Raw genomic sequence first — 24,885 nt, forward strand, 5'->3', positions numbered from 1 at the left:
GTAGCGTGGGCGCCATTTTACCATGTCTGCGGCGACGCCCTTGGTGTTTACCCGCGTCTGTGGTGGCGCCCCTGCGGAAGCGCGGCGAGGAAGCGCTCGAACTCCGCATCGGTGCCACGCACGAAGGAGTCGCGCGGCACGCAGACGCCGTCGAGGCCAAACTGCAGCACGTGCATGAGGTCGTCCTGCTGCACCCGGCTCAGATCGCGAAACCGGTAGTAGCGCGACCGCCCGTCGCGCGCGAACACCATGAGGCCCTCGTCCGAGACGGCGACGCGACGGTAGCGGTCGCCGAAGCTCGTTGGGTCCTTCTCCATGGCGTCGATGTAGTGGCGGGCGTAGCTGTGGCGCATGTGGGCGCGATGCCATAGCAGGTAGGCGCCCATGGCGGCGACGATGATGCCCAGCCAGCCCAGCCGGGTGTCCATGACAAGCCAAGCGATGCCGCCCGCGATGCAGGCGATGCCTACCACCAGCAGAAGGGTTCGCCTTCCGCCCGAGGTCTGCATGCGCGCGAAATTCGTTAGCAGATGATTCTCGTAGAGGTATTCGTTGAGAAAGAGGATGCCGTCATCGGCTGCCGCGGCCGAGGCCGTGCCTGCAAGGTGCGATTCCGCGGAGTCTGCGGGCGCAGGGGTTTCGCCTGTCGGGTCGCCTGCCGCCTCGGCCTGTGTGTCGACCGCCGCATCATGGAGCTCGTCCATGTGGTCTCCTCTCGTGTCCCCGCGCCGTGATATGACCGAGGGGAGCAGAAGGTATCATAGATGTCGTGTCCCCGGTTCGCCGGGGGTGACGGTGAAGCACAGTATAGCCGAGCGCGTGCGGCGCGCCGGATGCGGCGAGGAGGGGTACATGACCGAGACCGAGCGGCTCGCTGCCTACGATGCGTTTGCTGCAGACATACGAGCCGAGCTGGCGCAGGTCACCGATCGCATGGACGACCTGCGCGCCCAGAACAAGGTGAAGTCCGCTACCTATCGGCAGCTCTTCGCCACGCGCATCACCCTGAAAGACATCGACCGCCGGCTTGCCGAGCGCGGCCTGTAAGTCTGTGAAGGAGGGCCTCTCCATGGAGTCGCTCTATAGAACCTATCGCCCGCTGACCTTCGAGAGCGTTGTAGGCCAGCAGCATATCGTCTCCACGCTGGAGCATGCGGTGACCGAGGGGCGCCTGTCGCACGCATACCTGTTCTGCGGTCCGCGCGGAACCGGCAAGACCACCATGGCGCGCATTCTTGCCAAGGCGCTTCTGTGCGAGCGTGCCGCGGCGGCGCGCGAGGGCGGTGCGTCGGGTTGCATGCCCGACGGGACCTGCCCCGAGTGCCAGCAGATCGCCGAGGGCACGCATCCGGACGTCTATGAGCTGGACGCGGCGTCGCGCACCGGTGTCGACAACGTGCGCGAAGAGATCATCGGGTCGGTGAACTTCGCCCCGGTGCGCGGCGCGTACAAGATCTACATCATCGACGAGGTCCACATGCTCACGACGGCGGCGTTCAACGCGCTGCTCAAGACCCTCGAGGAGCCGCCTGCGCACGTGGTGTTCGTGCTGTGCACGACCGACCCGCAGAAGATTCCCGAGACCATCCTGTCGCGCTGCCAGCGCTTCGACTTCCATCGCATCTCTAACGAGGACATCGTAGGGAGGCTGTCTTATATCTGCGAGCAGGAGGGATTCGACGTCGAGCCCGAGGCGCTCGAGATCGTGGCCAAGCACGCACGCGGCGGCATGCGCGACGCGCTCTCCACGCTGGAGCAGCTGTCGGTCTTTGGCAACGGCGCCGTGCGTGTGGCGGATGCCCGCTCGCTTTTGGGTGAGGTCGCCTCGTCGGTGCTTGCCGAGTTCTGTCGCGCCATCGCCGCTCGCGACGTGCCCACGCTTTTCTCTCTTGTACGCAATCAGGTCGACGAGGGAAACGACCTGCTAGAGCTCACGCGCGATTTGGTGGCACATGTGCGCGACGTGTATACCGCGCGCATGGTGGGGCCGGTGCCCGAGGTGCTGGACTGCTCGCCGGAGGAAGCCGCGGGGCTCGTGGAGGAGGCGGGTCTTTTCGAGACCGGCGACCGTCTGGCGCGGATGCTTACCGTGTTGGATGACGCGGCGCTCGAGATGCGTACGGCCGCCGACACCCGTTTGGTGTTGGAGATCGCCTGCACCCGACTGGCCCGGCCCGAGTCTGACCTGACGCTTGAGGCGCTGGCCGAGCGTCTGGACCGCTTGGAGGCGCGTATTGCGTCTGGCGTGCCGGCGGCACCGCTCGATGCGGCGGGCGCGGCCGAGCTTATGGGCGCTACCAGGGCGTCTGCCGCGGCGGCGACGTCTGGCACGGCAGCGACGTCTGCATCGATGGCGCAGCGACCGGTTGCTCAGCATGCGGCGCCGCAGGCCGCGGCCAATCGGGGCGGCTCTGTGGCTCCGGACATGGTGAAGAAGCCTGGCGGAGCTGCCGCGTCGGCAGCTCCGTGGCAGGGGACGCGCCCGGGCGGGGCGTCTCAACAGGGGCGTGTCAATGCGCCGCAGCAGGCTGCGCCGGTGCCGGAGGAGGCTTCGAAGGTTGCGGCCGGGCAGGGGGCTGCTGCCGGCGTGAGCGCCGGGCATGACCGCACGGCCGAGCGTTCCGCTGGTCATGGCGGGCGTCCTGTTGAGCTTCCTGCAGATCATTCCGTTGCGGAGGTGTCGCATAGCACGAGCGCGTCTGCCGAGGGGGTTTCTGGCTCTCATGCTGCTGAGGCCGGTTCTGCGGCAGCTTCGGGCGCTTCGGCTGCCGACCGAGTCGAGGCTGCGCCGGCGCGTTCTGCTTCTGCCGCTCGCTCTGATGAGGGGGGCGCTGGTTCGCGTCGTGCGGCGTCTCCGGCCCCGGTGCCTTCGACTCCAGTGTCGACGCCCTCTGCCGCCAAGGTGGCAGCTGCAGGGGCGGCTGCGACGCCCGCGGTTACCGATGCGGGCGAGCTGCAGCGCAAGTGGGCCGAGGTCGTGAGCCGTGTCACCGCGGCCCAGGCATCGCGCGGAGCCCTGCTACAGAGTTCGCGCGCGCGTTCGGACGATGGAGACGTGTTGACCGTTGCCTTCCCGGCTGGGTCGACGTTTGCAATCAAGATGCTCGGCCGTGCCGATACGCAGGAGGTCGTGCTGCCCATTGTGTCGGCGGTGTTCGGACGGCGCTCTGTCGAATATGTGATGGATGGGGGAGGGTCGAAGGCAACGGCAGCCCGCGCCACGACGCCTTCCCGTGCCGACGCGACGAGCGCTTCGACTTCCGCTTCCGGCCCCGCGCCTAGCGCACCCTCGCCGCATGGCGGCACATCGGCGTCGGCTGCGGCTCCTCGCCCCAAGGCTGTGCCCGCTCCACAGGTGGCGCCTGCCGCGATGCCCGAGCCCGTGCATGCCGCTGCGCCCGAGCCTGGGGTCTCCGCTGCTTCGCCTGTGGTATCTAGCCCTGCCCCTGCGGGCGCGCCGCAGGGGCAGGCGGCATCGACTGTCTCGACGCCTGCCGCATCGGCGCCGCATGCCGCTGCTCCGCATGCCGCGGCCCCCTGGGAGAGCGCGCAAGAAACGCCTGCTCCTCAGGAGACAGATGCGGCGGCCGACCAGACGAGCGGCCCCACCATCATTGCCGACGGGCGGGATGTCGATGCCGACCGCCGCGCGTGGGAGGAAGACCAGGTTCCGTACGACGACGCCATGATTGCGGGCTACGAAGAGGAGGATTTGCCTCCGTTCGATATGCCCGACCTGCCGAGTACCTCGGCTTCGTCGACGCAGGGCGTGGCTCCGGGAGGTTCTACGTTTGGGACGACTCCGGCCCCCGCTGACGCTTCCCAGGTCGCGTCTTCGACGTCCAGCGAACTTGCAGGCGTTGAACGCCCTGTCGCGGCTGCGCCGTCGGAGGTGTCGCCAGTGGCATCGGCCTTGACTGACATGGCGGCTGCCAAGAACATCTCGACCGCTGCCGAGAAGGTCTCGCCGGAGGCGTCCGCTCAGGCTGCGGCTGCGGGTGGCGCTGCTCCTGCTGCAGGCGATAGCGATGTTGTTTCTGCCGACGTTGGCTCCGCGTCGAGCGCGGGGAATGCCTCCGCAGCGTCTGCCGGCGGCGTGCCCTTCGCGACGTCCTCGCCGTTCGCGAACGTTTCGATTGACGACACGGTTCCTCAGACCATGGAGGAGACCAAAGAGCTGCTCAACAGCGTCTTCGGCGCCGGGGTCGTCCTCAAAGGTCCCGCGGACTTCCCCGAGTAAGTTCGTTTACGACTCTGTTTGATTGCTAGAGGTGAGGTGCGCACCCTCGTCCCACGTTGCGTGCGCCCCGCTCGAGTTGCGTGCCGCCTTTTGAAGTTGCGTGCCCGATTCGGCCATTCCTCGCCTTATTAAGGAGTAGATCCGGCAGAATCGAGCACGCATTTTTCGTCGACCGCACGCAACTCGCGTGGGCGGCACGCAGCTTGCTTCAATTCAATCAGCGCTGTGCTACTCGATATTTTGAGACGTCCTCTGGCAGGTGTTACTCATTCTTTCGCAAACGTGCTAGATTATGATGAATTGCCGTAAGGTTATAATGTTTTAGACAATTCATCATAGGACGAAGTCATGGCCCTGATCGATCGAACAATCAAAGTTCCCCTGCACTACCAGATGTATCTTGACTTGCTCAAGCGTATTCAGTCGGGAGCGCTTGCTCCCGGAGATAAACTGCCTCCTGAGCCGCAGCTTGAGAAAATCTATGACGTGAGCCGAATTACCGTCCGCCGTGCTGTTGAAATGCTCGCACAGGATGGTTTGGTTGAGAAACATCGTGGTAAGCGAGGGACGATTGTCTCGGGTACAAAGCACGACTACGATATCGCCAAGCTCACCAGTTTTACCGATGATGCCCAGCTCTATGGGGACCGTCCGAGTGCAGAGCTCGTTGGCTTTTCTGAGGTAATGCCTGCCGACCACATCGCACACCTTCTTCAGCTTGATGCTGGCGAAACCGTTTACCTCATCGAACGCAAGCGCTTTCGTACCAATGTGATCGTGGGATTCCATCGCGCCTATATTCGTCGTCTTGGAGGCCTTGACTTATCGGCTGACGAATTTACCGCCGACGCATCGCTTTACGAGCTGCTTAAGTTGCGCGGAATTGTTCCGGGGTCGGCATCCGAGGTGCTCGAGGTGCGCGAGCCTGATAACGACGTGATGGATGAGCTGGATATGCCCCACGGCGCCTCGGTGTTTTACAAAGAGCGTTTGACACGAACCGCTTCGGGCGAGCCGTTCGAGTATGTCGAAATGTTCTATAACCCCGAGTATTACCGCTATAAGGTTGAACTCGTGCTTGATTGATTGCGAACAGGGTGTTTCCTCTGTGTGTTCGCAGAGGTTTCTGCAAATAATGCGCGGCATTGCAAGGCGATATGCTTCGTACGTGCCGCGCATTATGTGAGATGTTCCATGAATCTGTAGCTTCCGCGTAGGTCACAACTGCTCTTTTTGGGATCGGTGTTGGTGGGGACCATGTTCGAGGGGACTGTTCCTGTTTGGTGTGGCTGCCGTGTTTTACCTGTGGCCGGAGTCCCTCTTCCGGTTGTCCAGCCTGCGCCTAGGAACCCTTTTACTTGATACGTCCTTCGACAGTTCCTTCACATTTCAGCTTTCTATTTCGTTTGGTGCTCTTTGTTCGGAGTGCCCTGGGTTTTGCACGGGCTTCGAAGGGGTGTTCCTGTTCGTTTGCGTTTGATGCCGTTTACCTGAGTTTTTCAACCGGTCACGAAACTGCAACGAAGTCGTATCTTGACGGAAATCTGTTTTCAACATATTAAGGTTATAACGTAATAACGAAATAATGAAAAGGAGGGAGCATGGGCAAAGACTACGTCATATACGACATCCACTCTCATCTGGGAAAGACCAGCTCGGGAGAGGAGAACACGCCTGAGGAGATGCTTGCCGACCTTGAGGCGTACGGCATCAGCAAGGTAGGTATCAGCAGCCTCTCGGGCATTTCAATGACCGCGCAAAACGACTTGGTGTTTCGAGCCAAGCAGGCTCATCCTGACCAGATTAAAAGCTATGCCTTCATCAATCCAAAGGCGCCAGACGCTATTGATGAGATTCATCGCTGTTTGGGCGAACGCAAGATGGACGGTGTGAAATTCCATTCTTGGAAGCACGGTTATTACCCGGACAACACGCCGGCGCTTCAGGAGATTTTTGAGGCCATTGAGCCCTATGGCGTGCATGTGCAGATGCACGTAGGAACTGCGCCTTTCTCGACGCCATATACCTGGGCCGTTTGGGCGAAGCGGTTTCCTAAGATCGATTTCCTGTTTACGCATATCGGATATTACGAGTTTGGCCAGTCAACGATTGAAGCCGTGCGCGATCTGCCCAATGTATGGGTCGAAACCTCGGGTCAAATGGATGTCGACGTACTGCTCCGCGCTATCGATGTGCTTGGGGAGCGGCGCGTGTGCTTTGGCACAGACTGGCCCTACAAGCCGGTGAATATCGAGGTGGAGAAGTTTTTTGAGCTGGGAATTCCGGGCGACAAGCTCGAGTTCATCTTTCATCGCAACGCCGAATACCTATGGAGAATGGAGGGCTGATGATTAAGATTCTGCTCACATCCCACGGCACCATGGCTGAAGGCATGGTGCAGTCGGTGAAGATGCTTATTGGCGAGCAGGAGCACCTTGAGGTGGTTACCTTCGCTGAGGAAATGGGTGCCGAAGAGCTCGAAGAGCGCTACGCCCAGGTGCTGGGGGAGACTTCGGCAGAGAACCAGTGGCTTGTGTTCTGCGATCTCAAGGGCGGAACGCCGTTCAATGTGGTCTCCAAGTTCTCTTTCAAAAACGAGAACGTTTCCGTCATCTACGGCATGAATTTGCCTGTTGTTATCGAGGCGCTTGTGCTTTCTGCCCCGCAGGAGCTTTCGCTTCAGGAGCTCGTGAGCGATTTGGTAGGTAAAACGGCCGAAAGTATTGGCCTCAGCGAGATCTAGTCGTACGCAGGGGATACGCGGCGGCTACGTGTTGCCGTCGTAGATAAGGCGGACCTCGTCAATGCAGGGGTGCGAGGGCGCCTTAGGTCGGTGTCGAAACGCGACGCCGGAGATTGTTGTTCCCAGGAAAGGATGGATGACATGCAGGTAGGAGTCTTTCGAATCGATGACCGCTTGATTCACGGTCAGGTCGTGACTGCGTGGATTGCCAACGCTGACGCCGATACCGTTGTGGTGGCGGATGACAAGGCGGCGGGCGACGAGTTTCAGCGCACGCTGCTTCAGATGGCCACGCCAAATACGGTGAAGCTGCAGGTCCTTACGGTCGAGGAGGCCAAGGCGCTTCTCGCTGATCCCGACGCTCAGGGTCGTGCTCTGCTGCTCGTCCGCGGTCCCCAGCAGGCGTTGGAGCTTGTGCGTGCGGGCCTCAAAGATCACACCATTAATGTCGGCAATATGAACATGAAGAAAGGCAAGACAAAGATTCTTGGCAACTTCTGGGTGTTCCCCGAAGACGTTGAAACCTTCAAGGACATCTATGCGGAAGGCGTCTCCGCCGAGGTTCGCGCTGTTCCCAACGAACGTAGCCAGGACGTCATGGATCTTCTGAAGAAGAACGGTCTTGCGTAGTTTTTGCTCACCACATGGAGGTGTGACATGAGTTTGTTTCTCCAGGCGCTGCTCGTTGCGGTTTTCGTGACCATCGCCTTTATTGACTCCCATATGGCCCAGACCCACATCTTCCGGCCTATTGTGGTCGGTCCGGTTGTAGGCCTCATCATGGGTGACGTTGCCACCGGATTTACGGTGGGTGTCCAGGTGGAGATGATGTTCCTTGCGGTCATCTTCGTGGGTACGGCAAATCCTCCCGACCCTACCATCTCGACGGCTATCGCTACCGGAATTGCCATCTTGGGTGGCGGCGGAACCGAGACCGCCGTGGCGACGGCACTTGCCGTTTCGGTTATCGGTCAGATGGCCACGACGTTCCAGAATTCCATCATCAACGTGTTTTTCATGCACCGTGTCGAAGCGGCTGTCGAGAAGATAGACTCGCGTGGAATCGTGCTCAATAACACCATTTTGCCGATGGCCTTCAACGCCGTGCTCTATGGCTTGCCCACGTTCCTTGCTATCTATCTGGGAGCCGATTACGTCCAGGGCATTATCGATGCCATTCCCGACCAGATTATCACCGGCCTTTCTGTGGGCGGCAACATGATTGGTGCCGTCGGCTTCGCGCTGCTGCTTTCGTCCATCAAGGCGCGTAAGTTCTGGCCCTTCTTCCTGCTGGGCTTCATTTTCGCTTCCTACTTCGGCATGAACATGGTGGGCATCGCCCTCGTGGCCGTGGTGGGTGTCGCCATGTACTACTACTTCGTGCTTGCCGACGACAAACGCTAGAGAGGGGAGTCGATAGATATGTCTGACCAGGTTTCCACTGCCACCGAGGTCCAGTCCGAAGAGACCCCGAAGCTTACCAATAAGGAGCTGTGGCGGGTATTCCGTAACCAGCTCACCATCCGTTGCGCCAACAACTACGAGCGCCAGCAGAACGCCGGCTTTACGCAGGCAATGATGCCGGTTATCGAGAAGTATTATGACGACCCCGACGATAAGCGTGAAGCTTACGAGCGTCATATGGAGTACTTCCTGACCAACGACATCACGTCTGCCATTCCTGTTGGTGTGGCGGCGGCCATGGAAGAGCGCTATGCAACAGAGCGCGACATCGATCCCGATTCCATCAATGCAGTGAAGACCGCCCTTATGGGTCCGCTTGCCGGCATCGGCGACTCACTGCTCAACGGTACGGCGCGTCCGATCCTTGCCGGTCTCGCAATCTCTTTTATCCAGGCTGGTCTTGGTTGGTTTGGCGTTCTGTTCTTTGTAATTGGCATGAGCATCGTTTCCCTTGGCGTGCGCTATTTTGGTGTGTTCCAGGGCTATAAGCAGGGTGTCAAGCTCGTTGCTAAGATCCAGTCGAGCGGCCTAATTGATAAGATTTCCGACCTTGCCGCTATTGCTGCTTACACCATCGTGGGCGGCTTCATCCCCGGCCTCGTGATTATCAACATTCCCATCGAGATCGGCAGCGGAGATTCTGTTCTGAACATCCAGCAGACGCTCGACGGGTTGGTTCCGGGTTTGTTGGGCGTTCTCTACACCCTGCTCATGTATGTGCTCATCACCAAGAAGAAGATTTCTGCCGTGAAGCTCATCCTCATCACCATGGTCATTGGCATCGCCGGCGTGTATCTGGGCATTCTGGGCTAGGAGCGGGTGCAGATGATTATTGATATTCACGCCCACATTCGCTGCAACCCCTCCGATCAGGCTGCCGAGGAGACGGCGCTGCTGCAGGACATGGAGCGCAATGGCATTGGATTCCGTGTGGTCTCGGCTCTTAACGGCTGGGATTACGACGAAGGCAACGCGTATGTTTCTGAATTTGTGTCGCGTTATCCCGACGTGTTGCTGGGCTGCGCGGTGGTGAACGCCAAGCGCCGTGACGCGGCTCGTGCCGCCGAACAGGCCCTGTCGCTTCCTGGTATGGGCATGCTTGAGCTCAACTCGCTTGAGGACGGCTACTATCCCGATACTTGTTCTGGTGTGGAGGAAGTGCTTGAGGTCGCCGAGCGTCACGGCGTGCCCGTAAAGGTATTCTGCGGCATCGGTTCACGTTCTATGCCCCAGCAATGGATGGGCCATGTTCGTCGGCATCCCAACATTCCCTTTGTGTTTCTGCACATGGGTTGCTTCGACTATGGATACGGTTGCATCGACCTTGCGAATGAGGTCGACAATCTCTACCTCGAGACGTCCAACCAGTATGAGATGCAGATCCTGCGTAAGGCCGTAAATGTGGCGCCGGAGCGCCGGCTGGTTTTCGGTTCTATGTGGCCCGAGCGCCTGACGAAATGCTCGCTCGACGTATTCGAAACAGTTGGCGTCGACGAGGCATTTCGTCGCAGGACGTTCGAAGATAACGGCGCCGTTTTGGTGCAACAAGCCCGAGAGGCTGCCGCTTGTGCCCAAAAGGAGGTATGTGCATGAGAGCGGAGGATGTTCGGGCCCTGTTGCCCGAAAGCGTGAGGCCAGCGTTCGACGGCATTGTCGACCAGAGCATCCTGGGCGCAAGCAAGCACATCTCGCTCATCGGAGAGATGATTGAAGCTGTCGCGCGCGTAGGGGCTGGGGCAGGTCGTTCTGCAGCCGATATCGTCGCCGACGTGAAGTCGGTCGCGCAGTTTTTCATTGAGACACGTGGCGAGGCGAGTCAAGCGGTCAGCAACGCTATTCTCATTATGATTCGAGGCATTGACGCTTGTCGTGACCTCGCACCCGATGAGGCGGCGACGCGCATCGTTGAGGCCAAGGATGCCTATGCGACTCAGGCGGCTGAGGCGATTTCGACCTGCGTTGGCTATGCGGTGGAGCTCGCTCGTCCTATGAAGCGAATCTTTGTGTACGACTATTCGAGCACTGTTGAAAAGTTCCTACGTGGAATCGCCGCGGATGGACCACGCGAAGTCATCATTCCGGAGAGCCGTATTATCGACGGGGGAAAGCCTTTTGTGCGGGCATGCCAGGAGAGCGGTCATGCGGTGACGTTTATTCCCGAGGCGGCGATGATGTGCTTCCTCAAGGGGTGCGACGCCGCATTTATGGGGGCTGAGACCTTCTATCCAGATGGTACCGGTTTCAATACGACTGGGTCCGATATTGTGGGCGTGCTTTGCGCGCATTTGGACGTCCCGCTCTACTTCCTCACGCCGCTTATCAAACTCGACGTGCGTCCTGTGTACGGCGGTGGCAAGCGATTGGTATACGACGATCTCGCGCCCAAGCTGAGCGCAGGCTGGGGAGACGACATTTCGTCCGAGGGCGTGAACTTCACGGTTCCCGAGCTTATCGGTGTCCCTGCCGAACAGATTCGTGCCTTCGTGACCGAGCGAGGAGTCATTCCTGCAACGCAGATGTATGCGCCGGCGATGGAGTACAGCGCATATCTGCATGAAGGCATGGGTTCATGCGATGAGAAGGGAGCTGCCTGATATGGCTGCTAGCGTGCCGCGGGTTTTGTCCCGCTCCGAGAAGCTCATTTTCTCGATGATTCAGCCCGAGCCTTTGCCGGGCAGCTATCGTCATCGCGACATGAAGATTTCCGAAATCGTCGATCGCGCGCTGCGTGAAACCGAGATGGTGGCTGATAACGGCTTCGACGGCGTCATCGTTCAGAACATGAACGACATGCCTATAAAACAGATTGCCAACCCCGAGGCCATTGCGTACATGACGCGCATTGCCTATGAGATTCGCTCACGGTTCCCCGAGCTCGTAATGGGCATTCTTATGAACTGGGATGGCGTCGCTGGGCTGTCGGTCGCCGATGCCGTGGGTGCCGATTTTGTGCGCGTCGAGCATCTGTTCACCGGTGCAAACGTTACAAGTGCGGGCATCCTGGAGGCGCAATGCGTCGAGATTGCCCAGTTGCGCAAGCGTACGGGTTCCACGGTGCCTGTGTTTGCAGACGTCTTTGAGGTTCATGGCGTCCCGCTGTGCCCGAAACCAGTGGGGGATGCTGCATGGGAGTGCGTGCATGAGGCATTCGCCGATGGTTTGTTCATGTCGGGTAAGTCGCCTGCCGAGAGCATTGAGATGGTGCAAGAGGCGCGTCGGCGCGTGCCGGACACTCCCATCTTTTTGGGTGGCGGCGCGACGGGCGATAACGTGCGCGAGCTCATGCAGTATTACGACGGGGTATCGGTTGCCACGTGGATCAAGAATGGCGACATGAAGAATCCCATCGATCCAGAGCGTGCTCGGATTTTCCTGGAGCAGGCAAAGGGCTAGAACTTCGGTATGTACTGGCGTGGCGTTGCGTGGAGGCAGACGCGTGGCGCTGCGTCCGACATAAGCTTTCCCCAGATGGCGGGCGGTCTTGCACAGGCGAGCCGCCCGTTGTCTGTTTCGCCATGTCCCCGTATGTACTGAGTGCATATGACTTGCGTTGTGTGTGCTCTGCGGGGGAGGGTCAAGGCGTTCTGGCGGAGTTGCGTACCCTCGTCCCACGTTGCGTACATCCCGCTCGAGTTGCGTGCCACCTTTTGAAGTTGCGTGCCCGATCCGGCCATTTCTCGCCTTATAAAGGAGTAGATTCGGCCGAATCGAGCACGTATTTTTCGTCGACCGCACGCAATTTGCATCGACCGCACGTAACTCGCGTGGGCGGTACGCAACTCGCATCGGCCATGTATGCTGGCGGCCGTATCTCGGAGCCCTCGGTTTCTGCGGGGTGTGCGAATCACGGCATCGGGTATGATGTGTCATGCTTGCGACGGCAAGTGCCGAGAGCAATGCGAACGTTTACGCTGCGGCGCCCATGCGTCGCCATACGAAAGGGATATCAACCATGGCCGGTATGAACATGCAGCAGATGATGAAGCAGGCCCGCAAGATGCAGGAGCAGCTCGCAGCCGCGCAGGAGAGCCTCGCCGAGACCACGGTCGATGCGTCTGCCGGTGGCGGCATGGTGAAGGTCACCGCCCGCGGCGACATGCAGATCACCGCGCTGAAGATCGACCCCGAGGCCATTGACCCCGAGGATGTCGAGATGCTCGAGGATATGATTATGGCTGCCGTGAACGAGGCCATCCGCGGCATCAACGATGTGGCGAACAAGCAGATGGGTGCCATCACCGGCGGCCTCAATATTCCGGGTATGCCGTTCTAGGCTATCAACTGGGTTGTCTTCGGGGCACCGAAGATGCCAGGCTAGGGATGCGCCGCGCCGTGTTGGGAAAAGGCTGCGTGATGACCGCGCGCTGTTCGCACAAAGGCTCAACAGAATCGGCATCCTGTGCGGTGCGCCTCAGGCATCGCGTCGAGGCGTCCGGCGTCCGTTCATCTATATATACATGTGAGATAATCCCGCGCCGCACATCTGTTGTGGCGCGGGTTGCAGAAGGAGGCGTTTATGGCGAGCAACCAGAACCTGCAGCGTTTGCTCGACGAGCTGGGGCGCTTGCCGGGAATCGGTCCCAAGTCCGCCCAGCGTATCGCCTACTATTTGCTTGAGGCGGACGCCGAGCAGGCGCGCCGTCTGGCCGACGCCATCATCGACGTCAAGGAACATGTGCACTTCTGCCACAGGTGCTTCAACTACGCAACGGCCGACGAGTGCCCCATCTGCCAGGATTCCACGCGCGATCGCACGAGGATTTGCGTGGTGTCCGAGCCGCGCGATGTATCCGCCATCGAGCGCACCGGCTCATATCGCGGTCTTTACCATGTGCTGGGCGGCGTCATTTCTCCGATGGACAAGATCGGGCCCGAGCAACTCCACATTCGCGAGCTGCTGGCGCGCTTGGGGTCCGAAGAGATCCAAGAGGTCATCATCGCTACGAACCCCAATATCGAAGGGGAGACCACGGCGAGCTACCTTGCCCGTACCATCAAGCCGCTCGGCGTCACAGTGACGCGTCTGGCGAGCGGTCTGCCCGTCGGCGGCGATCTTGAGTATGCGGATGAGCTCACCCTCGGCCGCGCCATCGAAGCCCGCCGCGCGCTCTGAGGCACCCCGCCTTGCTGCTCACTCATCGGTCGGCGCCGCAAGGCGTCCTCCCTTTTTGTTCGCGGCAGCCCCAGCGCTCCGCAGCACGCCTCCGCCCTTCCTCCTCGCACATCACCTTCAATATTGCCCTAGGGTAACTTTTGTGCCAGCGGCCGCGCTATCAGGACGATGTCCGCTGCCGCAAAATCAGGAGGTTGGGTCATGCAGATTCACGCATAACGCTCTCACAAACGCGCTACAATTACATCGCATGTGGGTTTTCTGGCCACTGCTGCAAAGGGGCGTCCAGCCGCCGCACGGAGGCGCGCGGACGGACCCGGGCAGGCCGACGACATCGCCCGACCGGCTCAGCAGGGATGCGGAAAACGCCACAAGCGCCGTAGATCGCCCGGAGGCATGGCGCCTTCGGGAACTGTATACCTACACGAGAGGAGAGGGTATATGGCGCGTAAGTTCAAGTCCATGGACGGCAACGAGGCCGCCGCATACGTATCGTATGCGTTCACCGAGGTTGCGGGTATTTACCCCATCACGCCGTCCAGCCCTATGGCCGACCATGTCGACCAGTGGGCAGCTCAGGGCAAGAAGAACATCTTCGGCACCAAGGTGAACGTCATCGAGATGGAGTCCGAGGCTGGCGCCGCGGGCACCGTCCACGGCTCGCTATGCGCGGGCGCGCTGACCACCACCTACACGGCGTCGCAGGGTCTTCTGCTCATGATCCCGAACATGTACAAGATCGCGGGCGAGGGCCTGCCGGGCGTCTTCCACGTCTCGGCCCGTACGGTTGCCTCCCACGCGCTCAACATCTTCGGTGATCACTCCGACGTCATGGCCTGCCGCCAGACCGGTTTCGCCATGCTCGCCGAGACCAACGTCCAGGAGGTCATGGACCTCGCTGCCGTCGCGCACCTCTCCGCCATCAAGGGCAAGGTGCCGTTCCTCAACTTCTTCGACGGCTTCCGTACCTCGCACGAGATCCAGAAGGTCGCCATCTGGGACTACGACGATCTTGCCGACATGGTCGACATGGACGCCGTCCAGGCGTTCCGCGATCACGCCCTCAACCCCGAGCATCCGCACAACCGCGGTACTCACGAGGACGGCGACGTCTTCTTCCAGCACCGTGAGGCCTGCAACTCCGCCTACAACGCGCTGCCCGCCGTTGTCGAGGACTACATGAACCAGGTCAACGAGAAGCTCGGCACCAACTATCACCTGTTCGACTACTACGGCGCCGATGACGCCGAGAACGTCGTGGTGTGCATGGGCTCCTTCTGCGACACCCTCGAGGAGGTCATCGACTACCTCAACGCTCATGGCGAGAAGGTCGGCCTGGTCAAGGTCCGTCTGTATCGTCCGTGGTCCATCGAGCACTTCATCGCGGCGCTCCCCGAGACCGTGAAGAAGATCGCCGTTCTCGACCGCACCAAGGAGCCGGGCTCCATCGGCGAGCCGCTGTACGAGGATGTCGTCACCGCCCTCTATGAGGCTGGCAAGACCGGCATCACCGTCGTCGGTGGCCGTTACGGTCTCGGTTCGAAGGACGAGCCGCCCGCGGCTGCCTTCTCCGTGTACGAGGAGCTCAAGAAGGATGAGCCTGCTCGCGAGTTCACCATCGGCATCGTGGACGACGTCACCAACCTCTCCCTTCCCATGGATCCGGATGCGCCGAACACGGCTGCTGCCGGCACCATCGAGTGCAAGTTCTGGGGTCTCGGCGGCGACGGTACCGTGGGCGCCAACAAGAACTCGATCAAGATCATCGGCGACCACACCGACAAGTACGTCCAGGCCTACTTCCAGTACGACTCCAAGAAGACGGGCGGCGTGACCATCTCGCACCTGCGCTTCGGCGACTCCCCGATCAAGAGCCCGTACTACATCACCAAGGCCGACTTCGTGGCGTGCCACAACCCGAGCTACATCACGAAGCACTTCAAGATCGCCCAGGGCGTCAAGCCTGGTGGCACCCTCATGATCAACTGCCAGTGGGACTTCGACGAGCTGTCGCAGCACCTCTCCGCAGCTGAGAAGCGCTACATCGCCAAGAACAACATCCAGCTCTACACCATCAACGCCATCGACCTGGCGGTGCAGGTTGGCATGGGCAAGCGCACCAACACCATCCTCCAGTCCGCGTTCTTCACGCTTGCCGGCGTGCTGCCGCAGGAGGACGCCATCAAGTACATGAAGGACGCTGCCGAGAAGTCCTACGCCAAGAAGGGCCAGGACGTCGTCGAGGCCAACTGGAAGGCCATCGACGCCGGCGCTACCGCCTTCGTGAAGCATGAGGTCCCGGCTGAGTGGGCCGACTGCGCCGATGACGCTCCCGCCGCCGAGCTCAAGGGTCGTCCCGAGCTCGTCAAGCAGGTCAAGAACATCATGGAGCCCATCAACCGCATGGAGGGCGACGAGCTCCCCGTGTCTGCGTTCATGGATCACGCCGACGGCCAGTTCGAGCAGGGCGCTTCCGCCTACGAGAAGCGCGGCGTCGCCGTCATGGTGCCGCATTGGGACGCCGACAAGTGCATCCAGTGCAACCAGTGCTCCTATGTCTGCCCGCATGCGACCATCCGTCCGTTCGGCCTCACCGAAGAGGAGATCGCCAACGCGCCGGAGGGTATGCGCACCCTCGACATCAAGATGCCGAAGGACACCGGCCTGAAGTTCACCATGGCCATCAGCCCGCTCGACTGCATGGGCTGCACCAACTGCGCGAAGGTCTGCCCGAAGGGCGCCCTCACCATGGTGCCGCAGGAGCAGGAGCTCGCCGAGCAGGAGACCTTCGATTACTGCGTCGAGAACGTCGCTCCCAAGCCGGTTCTCGAGGCCGCCAACGTCAAGGGCAGCCAGTTCAAGCAGCCGCTGCTTGAGTTCTCTGGTTCCTGCGCCGGCTGCGCCGAGACCGCGTATGCGCGTCTCGTCACGCAGGTCTGCGGTGACCGTATGTTCATCTCCAACGCCACCGGCTGCTCCTCCATTTGGGGCAACCCCGCGGCCCGTTCGCCCTACACGGTGAACAAGGACGGCCACGGCCCGGCGTGGAACAACAGCCTGTTCGAGGACAACGCCGAGCACGGCCTGGGCATGGCTCTTGGCTATGAGGCCGTCCAGGACAAGCTCGTTGCCGAGACCGAGGCCCTCATCGCTGCCGACGGCACCCCCGAGGGCGTGAAGACCACCGGTCAGGCCTGGCTCGACGCCCGCAAGGACGCTGAGGCCAGCAAGACCACCGCTGCCGCCTACGTCGAGGCCCTCGAGGCTTGCGGCTGCGACGCTGCCAAGTCCATCCTCGCCGACAAGGCGTACCTCACCAAGAAGTCCTTCTGGATCATGGGCGGCGACGGCTGGGCGTACGACATCGGCTTCGGCGGCCTGGATCACGTCCTTGCCTCCGGTCACGACGTCAACGTCTTCGTCTTCGACACCGAGGTCTACTCCAACACCGGTGGCCAGGCTTCCAAGGCTTCGAACCTCGGCCAGGTCGCTCAGTTCGACGCTGCTGGTAAGACCACCAAGAAGAAGTCCCTCGCCGAGATCGCTATGAGCTACGGCTACGTGTACGTGGCGCAGGTCGCCATGGGCGCCAACCCCGCTCAGACTCTCAAGGCCATCCAGGAGGCCGAGGCCTACGACGGCCCGTCCATCATCATCGGCTACGCTCCCTGCGAGATGCACTCCATCAAGAAGGGCGGCATGCAGAACTGCCAGGCCGAGATGAAGAAGGCTGTGGACTGCGGCTACTGGAACCTCTTCCGCTTCAACCCGGCTGCCGAGGTGGGCAAGAAGTTCTCCCTCGACTCCAAGGAGCCGAAGGGCGGTTATCAGGAGTTCCTGATGAACGAGGCCCGCTACGCTTCGCTGACCCGTTCCTTCCCGGAGCGCGCCGAGAAGCTCTTCGCTGAGAACGAGAAGGCCGCTATGGATCGCTATGCGCACCTGGTCAAGCTTAAGGACCTCTACGCCGAGGTCTAAGGCGACAAGCCGCTAGGCTAGACATCTGATAGTGTCCGACGGGATCCTCGAAGCAATTCGGGGGTCCCGTTGTTTTGTAGGGGGCTCCTGTGCGGTGGCTATGCAGCCGGACGGCTTTGACGGGACTGCGGTTCGCGCAGATACGTTGGGGCAGAGCGCGGCATGCGTCCCATTGAATAATCAAACCCCTGAATATGCATAAAAATACGTGAACCGATAACTCCATGCAGCGGGGTGACAAAGCGTGTGCATTGTATGCGACACCCTGACACTTTAGTACGATGACGTGCGAAAATACTGGATTTATAGCTTCGTTGCGCCCGCCGCCTGTAAGCTACCGTTCATCCAGTTGTGCCTCTAAGAAATGAATAAAGCTGGACAAAAAGAGAATATACTCTCGTGCATCGCGCAGATGTCGCGCGGTGAAAGCTGCACGGTAGCCCACGAACGAGAGGAACAGCCATGTCCAAGCCCTTTGGAAAGCCCGACCGCATCGTCGTCGCGTTGGGAGGAAACGCCCTTGGAGACAACCCCGCCGAGCAGATTGAGCGCGTGAACAACGCAGCCAACGCGTTGATCGGCCTCATCGAACAGGGCAACGAGATCATCATCACCCACGGCAACGGCCCGCAGGTGGGCATGATCCAGAACGCCTTCGCCGCCGCGCACGAGGCCGATTCCAAGATCCCCTCCATGGACCTGCCCGAGTGCGGCGCTATGAGCCAGGGATACATCGGATACCATCTGCAGCAGGGCATCGGTCGCGAGATGCATCGGCGGTATAAGAGTTGGCACGTGGCCACGGTGGTAACCCAGGTCGAGTGCGATCCGGACGATCCAGCCTTTGCGCATCCTACGAAGCCCATCGGCCCGTTCTATACCGAGGAGCAGGCTCGAGAGCTCATGGCCGAGAATCCCGAGATGACCTTCGTCGAGGACTCGGGTCGCGGATGGCGTCGTGTGGTCGCGTCTCCCGAGCCCAAGAAGATCGTCGAAGCGTCGTCGATTCTCAACCTGCTCGATAACGAGTTCATTGTCATCGCGTGCGGTGGCGGCGGCATCCCCGTGGTGCGCGAATATGACTACAAGCCCAACAAGGGTCGGTACAAGGGCGTTGCCGCGGTCATCGACAAGGATATGGCCGGCGAGCTGCTCGCCGAGAACTGCGATGCCGACGTGCTGTTCCTGCTTACGGCGGTCGAGCATGTCGCCATCAACTTTGGCAAGCCCGACCAGCAGGATCTTACCGAGCTTTCCGCAGACGAGGCCGAGCGTCTGGCTGACGAGGGTCAGTTTGGCAAGGGATCCATGGAGCCCAAGGTGCGCGCCGCCATTAAGTTTGCTCGGAGCAAGAGCAAGAAGGACCGCGTGTGCATCATCGGCTCGCTCGACAAGGCCGCCGAGACCATGGCCGGCCTCTCCGGTACGCGCATCTACGCGTAGCTGAGGATGGCGCCCGGCCGCAGGGATGCTTTGGACGGCTTGCGGCCGGGCGAGTTTTAGTCCAGCGACTGCTATTGACCAGATTTCGCCCAGAAGCTGAATCTAATTTGCGTTCGCATTCCCCACTCGTTTCGAAAAAGGGCGTCCATTTTCGAAATCGCCGAGTAGCCAGAAAATCGCGAAGCTTTGACCTGCGATTTCTTTGAAGGGAAACCTTGGCTACTGGGAGATTCCAGGTTCGGACGCCCTTTTTCGAAACGAACGTGCACGACATGGGCGGGGACGAGTGAAGACGGAGCGGATTGGCCGCGGTTTGGTGTGCTGTGGGCCCATGCGCCATGGAAGCGTGCGTCGCAGGCCCCGTCCACGTCGGTCGGCTATCGGGAGAATGCCCAAAGGTTGCTGCACTGATCGAGGATGCGCTGCACGTCCCAGGGCTGGGCGCTGCGTTCGGGGCTGTTGGGGTCGTGGACCTGGATACTTCCGTCTTCTGCCACGCCGGCAAGAACGATGAAATGACCAGTCGTGGTGAAGTCTCCCGGCCGAACGCTACAGATGATGGGATGGCCCGCTTCCAACTCTCCGACAACGCACCCCGCGTCTGCGGGAAGCTCCTCTGAGGAGAGTCCCAGCTGCGATGCCCCTTCGCTCATCAGGGTCCAGGCGGTCATGTTGTTCGCTACGTATCCGTTGCGCTCGCTAAACGATGCCATGGCAGCAGGGTCCAGGTCGCTCTTTCCCGTCAAGTAGATATACACCATGGAAAGGCAGGTGGGACCGCAGCCGTTTTCTGCCACGGTGCCGCCGGCATAGGGTTCGTTCGCCCATTGCTCATCGGTCTGATAGAGGTAGGGGACCTCGCCCTGCCGCCAAGCATACGAAGGGGTCGAGGACGTGCCTCCCGTCCAGGCTGCGCCTCCAAGAGGCCCGGACAGGCGCCCTGCGAAGCTGCTGAACATGGACGAGATGCCGGGCGCGCAGGCGATGGCGGCAACGATGAGGGCGGCAACAAGGACGAACAGACACCGTCGCGCGGAGTGTCGGCCTCGTCGAGATGTTCTGGTCGTGGCGGCGGTTCGGTAAGGGGAGCGCTGCGGCGGCTGATAGACGCGTGTCTGTGGACGCGAGGGGCGGCCGGACGTCGAGGGCGAGCGAGGCGTGCGTGTGGCTGCATAGGTGCCATACGAGGCCGCGGCTGTCTGCGGAGAGGCGGCTGCGGGCGCAGGACCTGCGGCATAGGGATAGGGCTGTGTGCGTGTGTAGCGAGATGTGGGCACATGTGGCTGCATGAAGGTTCCTCTCGGTAGCGTCTGCTTTGAGCATAGAGACGGAACCATTAAGGAAACTTAAATGGCGCCTGAGCCTTTACTTAAAGGGGCGCCGCGCACGGCGCCGGCCATGTCCCCAGCGACTCAACGCCAGCATCCCCGCGCCACATGGGGTCATCTAGGCGGTGTACGTCCACACGGCATTTGTCTGTGCGAGCACCCAATCGAGTCGCCAGGCCTGCGCACTTCGCAGGCTGCTGTTGGGGTCGTGCACGCCGACCATACCACGCTCATCGATGCCGTAGAGCACAATGTAGTGGCCGATGGAGGTGAAGTCCCCCGGCCTTACGGCGCAGATTACGGGCTGCCCAGCTTCCAGGGCAGCAGAGACGGCGGAGACACTGGCCCCGATGGAGCGTCCCGTGATGCCTAGGCTCGCCGCACCGCGCGTCATGAAGATCCACTCGGTGGAGCCGGTGGGGGCATAGTTGCCGGCGTCGGCAAAGGCGCACATCTGCGCGGGATCGATTGACGTGTCGCCGGTGAGAAAGACGTAGACCATGGTCAGGCAGGTGGGCCCACAGCCATTCGCGCGAACCGTGCCGCCGGCATAGGGCTTCTCGGACCACAGGGGATCGGTTTGAAACAGGTACGGCAGCTCGCCTTGCTTCCACTGCGAGCGCGGCGTGGACACCATGAGCTGCGTGCCGTCGAGCAGCGGCATGTCAAAGAGCTTCTGCTCGTCCTGGGGTGCAATCCCCGCGGGTACGGCGGTGCATGCAATGCCGATGACGGCGATGAACAGGCAGCATACGATGGCTCGCAGGGCAATTCCGAGCTTCGAGAGGGGAGGGGCTGCCTGCCGGCGCGGAGCATACCCGCTGCGTGAGCGCCCGCGTCCACGCATGGCACCAGGCGTTCGCGCCCGCCCATTTCGGTTGCCCGAAACGCCACCCGGCATTCGTCCGTCTGCGTTGCGACGCCGTCCAGACGGTTCGTGCGGCCGACGCGCCCCAGCATTCCTATCGCGTCCGCGTCCATCTGCGCGACGTGAGGGGTGCGGATCGTTTGAGTATGCAGCGTGTGGCACATCGGAGTCGACGGGGCGCGATGGGTCTGCGCCGGAGGGTCGAGAAAAGCTTGAGGTGTCTGCGCGCCGCCAGTTTGCGCGCCCGGACCGCCCGGCCCGCTCATCCCGCCCGGACCGCCAAGCCCGTTCGCGCCGCTCGCCCCGCACGGGGGACGCCTCGGCACTCCGCTTTGCCTCCGCGGACTTCCACGAAGCAAGGCGGGCAGACCGTGGTCGCGGCGGGTCGTCCTGCACCGGCGTGCGGTCCTGCGCCGGCGCGTCGTATGCCATGTCATCCCGAGACCGAGATCCGTGACGGTCGTCCGGCGTCGAGGAGTCCGCTCGCCGCGGCATACGGCCCGAGCGATCACGCGGGGTGTAGTTCGCCATGGACCCTCCTCTCATCGGTGGCCGCAGGCATGGCCATGCGGCCCATGCGACCGATAGCACGTCTTCCATGGTATCCGTTCTGCGCTTTATCGCGTTGGAGCATCTGCGGATAACCCGGTGATTTCACGGCTGGTTTGCACTCGCCAACCGTTCGTCGGCAAATCGCTGCCGCTCGTATGTGCGCCTGTCCGCCAATCGGTTTGAGCCCGAGCACGACCGGCATCAACCGTATGGTGTCCCTAACGACAGGCGGTCGCACGGCGGCCGCGACACAGAAACGGGCTCCTGGGGGAGCCCCCGACACACGAAAGGAGGCACGTCGTGGCAGATTCCAACAAGGCGGCATCGGTCGCAGAACAGGGCGGCATGAAGAAGACCCTCTCGCTGTGGAACTTCTTCACCATCGGCTTCGGCGCCATCATCGGCACCGGCTGGGTCTTACAGGTTGGTGACTGGATGGTCGTGGGCGGCGGCCCCGTTCCAGCCATGATCGCATTTTTGCTGGGAGCCATCTTCCTGGTGCCCATCGGAGCGGTCTTCGGCGAGCTGACGGCAGCCATCCCCATCTCGGGTGGCATCGTGGAGTACGTCGACCGCAGCTTTGGCCGCGTCCCGTCCTACATCACGGGCTGGCTCCTTGCCCTGGGCAACGGCATCCTCTGCCCGTGGGAGGCTATCGCCATCTCCACCCTGGTTTCCGACATGTTCGGCGGCCTACCCGGTCTCGAGTGGCTGCGCGCCGTCAAGCTCTACACCATTCTGGGCGCCGACGTCTACCTCATTCCGACGGTCATCGCGCTCGGCTTTGCCGCATATGTGATCTTCCTCAACTTCCGCGGCGCATCGTCGGCGGCGAAGCTGCAGGCCTTCCTTACCAAGGCACTGCTCTGCGGTATGCTGCTCGCCATGGGCATCTCCATCTTCACGGGATCGCCTGACAACGCCATGCCGGTCTTCTCTCAGGTTACCGGCGCCGGCGGCGGCGAGTCTGCCACCACGTCCACCAATCTGTTCGCCGGCATCGTCTCGGTGCTCGTGCTCACCCCGTTCTTCTATGCGGGCTTCGACACCATCCCGCAGCAGGCCGAGGAAGCGGCCGAGGGCCTCAACTGGAACAAGTTCGGCAAGGTCATCTCACTTGCGCTGCTTGCGGCCGGGGGCTTCTACATGGTGTGCATCTATTCCTTCGGAACCATCCTGCCCTGGCACGACTTTGTCGAGCAGCCGGTGCCCGCGCTTGCCTGCCTGAAGAACATCAACATGATCCTCTACATCATCATGCTGTGCATCGCGACGCTTGGCCCCATGGGTCCCATGAACTCCTTCTACGGTGCCACGAGCCGCATCATGCTCGCCATGGGCCGCAAGGGCCAGCTGCCCGAGAAGTTCGCCGAGGTGGACGAGCGTTCCGGCGCGCCCAAGCTCGCGTGCATCGTGCTTGCGGTCATCACCGTCGTGGGACCTTTCCTGGGCAAGAACATGCTCATCCCCCTCACGAACGTCTCTGCTCTCGCCTTCATCTTCAGCTGCACCATGGTGTCGTTCGCGTGCCTGCGCATGCGCTTCACCGAGCCCGACCTGCCACGTCCCTACAAGGTGCCCGGCGGCAAGTTCGGCATCTGCCTGGCCTGCCTGGCCGGATGCATCATCATCGGCCTGCTGGTCCTGCCCTTTAGCCCGGCATCGCTCAACCTGGTCGAGTGGGGCATCGTGATCGGCTGGCTCGTCGTGGGACTCATCCTCATGGCGCTTACCCGGGCCCGCTCGTAGATTCGGTCAAGGTCGCGGGCGCTGCCAACAGGCGCCCGCGTTGGAAACGATGAATTACAACCAAGGAGGAACCATGAACAAGAAGTATGCGATTGTAGGCGGCAAGCTCGTCGACGGCACCGGCGCCCAGCCGATTGAGAACTCCCTTGTGCTGGTCGAGGAAGACGGCAAGATCAGCTATGCCGGCGTCCACCAGGACGTGCCCGCCGACAAGGGCTATGAGGTCATCGACGCCTCTGGCAAGACGGTCATGCCCGGCCTCATCGATACCCATCTGCACTTCTCGGGCAACCTGACCGACGACGACACCGACTGGGTCATGCAGCCGCTGCTGGAGAAGCAGGCCGTGGCCGTCAAGCAGGCCTACGACTGTCTCACCCACGGCCTCACCACCGTGTGCGAGATCGGCCGCTTTGGCATCCACGTGCGCGACTGTATCAACAACGGCGTGTTCCCCGGCCCGCGCGTCTATGCTACCGGCCTGGGCTTCTGCCGCACCGCCGGCCACGGCGACTCGCATCACTGCAGTCAGCTCGAGAACAAAGAGTCCCATCCGTGGGGCGACCAGGTCGACGGTCCGTGGGATTTGCGCAAGGCCGTGCGTCGTCGCCTGCGCGAGAACCCCGATGCCATCAAGATCTGGGCAACGGGCGGCGGCATCTGGCGCTGGGACTCCGGTCGCGACCAGCACTACTGCGCCGAGGAGATTAAGGCCGTGGTCGATGAGGCCAAGATGGTCGGCATTCCCGTGTGGAGCCACTGCTACAACTCGCACTCCGCCGCCTACGACTCGGTCCGCTTCGGCTGCGAGCAGCTGATCCACGGCTTCGACATCGACGAGCGCACCATGGACCTCATGGCCGAGCAGGGTACGTTCTTCACGCCCACCATCGGCTTTTTGCCCACCTGGTACTCCACCTATCCGCCGGTCTACGTGCCCGAGATCCACGACAAGTACGAGGGCACGCTCGTGGAGAAGGAGCTGCAGCGCAACTACGACTGTCTGCGCGAGGCCAAGAAGCGCGGCGTGATCTTCACCATCGGCTCCGACTCGTTCAGCTTCGTGACGCCCTACGGCTACGTCACCATCGACGAGATGTATGACTTCGTCGACAAGGTGGGCATCTCCCCGCTCGAGACCATCACCTGCGCCACGCTCAACGGCGCCAAGATGGCCCATTGCGAGGACGAGACCGGTTCGCTCGAGGCCGGCAAGTTTGCCGACCTGTTGATCGTGAACGGTGATCCGGCCACGAACATCCACGACCTCACCCCCGAGAACATGGACGTCATCATGAAGGACGGCGACATCGTGATCTCCGGCACCTTCGGCGCCCGCAACAAGTATTCGGCGTAGCGTTCCGCTCCTCTGGATATGCCCCGACCTTCTCCGTCGGCTCTCGGCCT

20 protein-coding genes are annotated in these 24,885 nt (G+C 61.4%); 17 read left to right on the top strand and 3 right to left on the bottom strand.

What is annotated here, in order from left to right; translation table 11 throughout:
* Positions 1-47 precede the first annotated feature (47 nt).
* On the bottom strand, positions 48-704 hold the full coding sequence (locus B5F33_RS00305) for a hypothetical protein (RefSeq protein WP_087409807.1): 657 nt from the start codon (positions 702-704) through the stop codon (positions 48-50).
* Between the two features lie 148 nt (positions 705-852).
* On the opposite strand from B5F33_RS00305, the gene B5F33_RS00310 reads away from it, so the two are divergent.
* The 15 genes from B5F33_RS00310 (at position 853) to arcC (ending at position 18,981) form a co-directional block, all read left to right on the top strand.
* Entirely contained in the window at positions 853-1,047 is a 195-nt protein-coding gene (locus B5F33_RS00310) for a hypothetical protein (RefSeq protein WP_087409808.1), read from the top strand.
* Between the two features lie 22 nt (positions 1,048-1,069).
* Positions 1,070-4,240, top strand: a complete 3,171-nt coding sequence (gene dnaX / locus B5F33_RS00315; RefSeq protein ID WP_087409809.1) for a DNA polymerase III subunit gamma/tau — start codon at positions 1,070-1,072, stop codon at positions 4,238-4,240.
* Positions 4,241-4,588: 348 nt separating this feature from the next.
* Positions 4,589-5,326, top strand: a complete 738-nt coding sequence (locus B5F33_RS00320) for a GntR family transcriptional regulator (RefSeq protein ID WP_204214306.1) — start codon at positions 4,589-4,591, stop codon at positions 5,324-5,326.
* 515 nt (positions 5,327-5,841) lie between these two features.
* The gene (locus tag B5F33_RS00325) at positions 5,842-6,588 is read left to right on the top strand and encodes an amidohydrolase family protein (RefSeq protein ID WP_087409810.1); all 747 of its coding nucleotides are present in this window, start codon (positions 5,842-5,844) and stop codon (positions 6,586-6,588) included.
* On the top strand, positions 6,588-6,983 hold the full coding sequence (locus B5F33_RS00330; protein ID WP_158095263.1) for a PTS sugar transporter subunit IIA: 396 nt from the start codon (positions 6,588-6,590) through the stop codon (positions 6,981-6,983). The genes B5F33_RS00325 and B5F33_RS00330 overlap by 1 nt, the downstream gene beginning before the upstream one ends.
* A 141-nt stretch (positions 6,984-7,124) precedes the next feature.
* Positions 7,125-7,613 carry a PTS sugar transporter subunit IIB gene (locus tag B5F33_RS00335; RefSeq protein ID WP_087409812.1) on the top strand — a complete coding sequence of 163 codons (489 nt, stop codon included), beginning with the start codon at positions 7,125-7,127 and terminating at the stop codon, positions 7,611-7,613.
* Positions 7,614-7,640: 27 nt separating this feature from the next.
* The gene (locus tag B5F33_RS00340) at positions 7,641-8,387 is read left to right on the top strand and encodes a PTS sugar transporter subunit IIC (RefSeq protein ID WP_087409813.1); all 747 of its coding nucleotides are present in this window, start codon (positions 7,641-7,643) and stop codon (positions 8,385-8,387) included.
* 18 nt (positions 8,388-8,405) lie between these two features.
* Positions 8,406-9,260, top strand: a complete 855-nt coding sequence (locus tag B5F33_RS00345; protein ID WP_087409814.1) for a PTS system mannose/fructose/sorbose family transporter subunit IID — start codon at positions 8,406-8,408, stop codon at positions 9,258-9,260.
* Between the two features lie 12 nt (positions 9,261-9,272).
* Positions 9,273-10,040, top strand: coding sequence for an amidohydrolase family protein (locus B5F33_RS00350; RefSeq protein ID WP_087409815.1), 768 nt, complete (start codon positions 9,273-9,275; stop codon positions 10,038-10,040).
* Positions 10,037-11,041 carry a hypothetical protein gene (locus tag B5F33_RS00355; RefSeq protein ID WP_204214308.1) on the top strand — a complete coding sequence of 335 codons (1,005 nt, stop codon included), beginning with the start codon at positions 10,037-10,039 and terminating at the stop codon, positions 11,039-11,041. Before B5F33_RS00350 ends, B5F33_RS00355 begins: the two co-directional genes overlap by 4 nt.
* Position 11,042: 1 nt before the next feature.
* Positions 11,043-11,840, top strand: a complete 798-nt coding sequence (locus B5F33_RS00360) for a BtpA/SgcQ family protein (protein ID WP_087409817.1) — start codon at positions 11,043-11,045, stop codon at positions 11,838-11,840.
* Positions 11,841-12,399: 559 nt separating this feature from the next.
* Entirely contained in the window at positions 12,400-12,720 is a 321-nt protein-coding gene (locus tag B5F33_RS00365; protein WP_087409818.1) for a YbaB/EbfC family nucleoid-associated protein, read from the top strand.
* A 243-nt stretch (positions 12,721-12,963) separates the two neighbouring features.
* Entirely contained in the window at positions 12,964-13,560 is a 597-nt protein-coding gene (gene recR, locus B5F33_RS00370) for a recombination mediator RecR (protein ID WP_087409819.1), read from the top strand.
* Positions 13,561-14,001: 441 nt separating this feature from the next.
* Entirely contained in the window at positions 14,002-17,538 is a 3,537-nt protein-coding gene (nifJ, locus tag B5F33_RS00375; protein WP_087409820.1) for a pyruvate:ferredoxin (flavodoxin) oxidoreductase, read from the top strand.
* A 462-nt stretch (positions 17,539-18,000) separates the two neighbouring features.
* The gene (gene arcC, locus B5F33_RS00380; RefSeq protein ID WP_087409821.1) at positions 18,001-18,981 is read left to right on the top strand and encodes a carbamate kinase; all 981 of its coding nucleotides are present in this window, start codon (positions 18,001-18,003) and stop codon (positions 18,979-18,981) included.
* Positions 18,982-19,358: 377 nt separating this feature from the next.
* Here arcC and B5F33_RS10990 read toward each other — a convergent pair whose 3' ends face one another.
* Both B5F33_RS10990 and B5F33_RS00390 read right to left on the bottom strand, forming a co-directional pair.
* The gene (locus B5F33_RS10990) at positions 19,359-20,270 is read right to left on the bottom strand and encodes a C39 family peptidase (protein WP_239284623.1); all 912 of its coding nucleotides are present in this window, start codon (positions 20,268-20,270) and stop codon (positions 19,359-19,361) included.
* A 157-nt stretch (positions 20,271-20,427) separates the two neighbouring features.
* Positions 20,428-21,156 carry a papain-like cysteine protease family protein gene (locus B5F33_RS00390; RefSeq protein WP_204214310.1) on the bottom strand — a complete coding sequence of 243 codons (729 nt, stop codon included), beginning with the start codon at positions 21,154-21,156 and terminating at the stop codon, positions 20,428-20,430.
* A gap of 918 nt (positions 21,157-22,074) precedes the next feature.
* Between B5F33_RS00390 and B5F33_RS00395 the strand changes: the two genes are divergently transcribed.
* Both B5F33_RS00395 and B5F33_RS00400 read left to right on the top strand, forming a co-directional pair.
* A complete protein-coding gene (locus tag B5F33_RS00395; RefSeq protein WP_087410098.1) occupies positions 22,075-23,478 on the top strand; it encodes an APC family permease in 1,404 nt (467 codons plus the stop codon).
* A 73-nt stretch (positions 23,479-23,551) separates the two neighbouring features.
* Positions 23,552-24,835, top strand: coding sequence for an amidohydrolase family protein (locus B5F33_RS00400; RefSeq protein WP_087409823.1), 1,284 nt, complete (start codon positions 23,552-23,554; stop codon positions 24,833-24,835).
* Positions 24,836-24,885 lie beyond the last annotated feature (50 nt).

Source organism: Collinsella sp. An2, from assembly GCF_002160065.1.
Taxonomy (GTDB): Bacteria; Actinomycetota; Coriobacteriia; order Coriobacteriales; family Coriobacteriaceae; genus Limicola.

What these genes read in the sequence shown, in the direction of transcription:
- B5F33_RS00305 (WP_087409807.1), bottom strand. Translation starts at nt 704, where the DNA reads ATGGACGAGCTCCATGATGCGGCGGTCGACACACAGGCCGAGGCGGCA.
- B5F33_RS00310 (WP_087409808.1), top strand. Translation starts at nt 853, where the DNA reads ATGACCGAGACCGAGCGGCTCGCTGCCTACGATGCGTTTGCTGCAGAC.
- dnaX (WP_087409809.1), top strand. Translation starts at nt 1,070, where the DNA reads ATGGAGTCGCTCTATAGAACCTATCGCCCGCTGACCTTCGAGAGCGTT.
- B5F33_RS00320 (WP_204214306.1), top strand. Translation starts at nt 4,589, where the DNA reads ATGGCCCTGATCGATCGAACAATCAAAGTTCCCCTGCACTACCAGATG.
- B5F33_RS00325 (WP_087409810.1), top strand. Translation starts at nt 5,842, where the DNA reads ATGGGCAAAGACTACGTCATATACGACATCCACTCTCATCTGGGAAAG.
- B5F33_RS00330 (WP_158095263.1), top strand. Translation starts at nt 6,588, where the DNA reads ATGATTAAGATTCTGCTCACATCCCACGGCACCATGGCTGAAGGCATG.
- B5F33_RS00335 (WP_087409812.1), top strand. Translation starts at nt 7,125, where the DNA reads ATGCAGGTAGGAGTCTTTCGAATCGATGACCGCTTGATTCACGGTCAG.
- B5F33_RS00340 (WP_087409813.1), top strand. Translation starts at nt 7,641, where the DNA reads ATGAGTTTGTTTCTCCAGGCGCTGCTCGTTGCGGTTTTCGTGACCATC.
- B5F33_RS00345 (WP_087409814.1), top strand. Translation starts at nt 8,406, where the DNA reads ATGTCTGACCAGGTTTCCACTGCCACCGAGGTCCAGTCCGAAGAGACC.
- B5F33_RS00350 (WP_087409815.1), top strand. Translation starts at nt 9,273, where the DNA reads ATGATTATTGATATTCACGCCCACATTCGCTGCAACCCCTCCGATCAG.
- B5F33_RS00355 (WP_204214308.1), top strand. Translation starts at nt 10,037, where the DNA reads ATGAGAGCGGAGGATGTTCGGGCCCTGTTGCCCGAAAGCGTGAGGCCA.
- B5F33_RS00360 (WP_087409817.1), top strand. Translation starts at nt 11,043, where the DNA reads ATGGCTGCTAGCGTGCCGCGGGTTTTGTCCCGCTCCGAGAAGCTCATT.
- B5F33_RS00365 (WP_087409818.1), top strand. Translation starts at nt 12,400, where the DNA reads ATGGCCGGTATGAACATGCAGCAGATGATGAAGCAGGCCCGCAAGATG.
- recR (WP_087409819.1), top strand. Translation starts at nt 12,964, where the DNA reads ATGGCGAGCAACCAGAACCTGCAGCGTTTGCTCGACGAGCTGGGGCGC.
- nifJ (WP_087409820.1), top strand. Translation starts at nt 14,002, where the DNA reads ATGGCGCGTAAGTTCAAGTCCATGGACGGCAACGAGGCCGCCGCATAC.
- arcC (WP_087409821.1), top strand. Translation starts at nt 18,001, where the DNA reads ATGTCCAAGCCCTTTGGAAAGCCCGACCGCATCGTCGTCGCGTTGGGA.
- B5F33_RS10990 (WP_239284623.1), bottom strand. Translation starts at nt 20,270, where the DNA reads ATGCAGCCACATGTGCCCACATCTCGCTACACACGCACACAGCCCTAT.
- B5F33_RS00390 (WP_204214310.1), bottom strand. Translation starts at nt 21,156, where the DNA reads ATGCGTGGACGCGGGCGCTCACGCAGCGGGTATGCTCCGCGCCGGCAG.
- B5F33_RS00395 (WP_087410098.1), top strand. Translation starts at nt 22,075, where the DNA reads ATGAAGAAGACCCTCTCGCTGTGGAACTTCTTCACCATCGGCTTCGGC.
- B5F33_RS00400 (WP_087409823.1), top strand. Translation starts at nt 23,552, where the DNA reads ATGAACAAGAAGTATGCGATTGTAGGCGGCAAGCTCGTCGACGGCACC.